Here is a 500-nt window from a genome sequence, read left to right on the forward strand (position 1 = left end):
GTATTAATGCCGCAAACCGAATACGCCATTGTGATTTTGTGCAATGACTCAACTGGTTCTATTGGCGTGGCGGAATTGGGCAAGTGGGATATTGTCGGTGCAAGAAATGTTACTAGCCAGCCGTATAACGTGGGTGTGTTGCTGTCTTCATCAAATGCCAGCACGTGGAGTGCGCACCAAGACCGTGATTTAACATTCCGTTTGCTTGGTGCAACTTACACCGAGTCCGAGCGCGTGATTAATCTGGGCAATATTGACGTTGAAAACGCAACAGATTTGATTGCGCTGTTTCCTGCAATACAGCCCGGTACCGGCGCAGATTGCGAACTGGTTATTACACTACCCAACGGCCAATCAATTCCCGCAAGTGATCGCCAAATTATTCAACTGCCTGCACCGATATCCGGTGAAATTAATATCATCGCGAAATTGCGTGCAACCACATCGCTCTCTGCAATGTTGCTGCCCGGCAGTCAATTGATTGTAGGCACCATTAGTAA

The 500-nt window shown here is 47.8% G+C and carries 1 protein-coding gene; it reads left to right on the top strand.

Annotation, left to right across the window (positions count from 1 at the left end):
• A partial coding sequence (locus tag A596_RS23300) for a hypothetical protein (RefSeq protein ID WP_039918884.1) occupies positions 1 to 500 on the top strand: 500 nt, incomplete at both ends.

Origin of the sequence: Cellvibrio mixtus subsp. mixtus J3-8 (assembly GCF_000766945.1) — a bacterium.
GTDB lineage: Bacteria > Pseudomonadota > Gammaproteobacteria > Pseudomonadales > Cellvibrionaceae > Cellvibrio > Cellvibrio mixtus_A.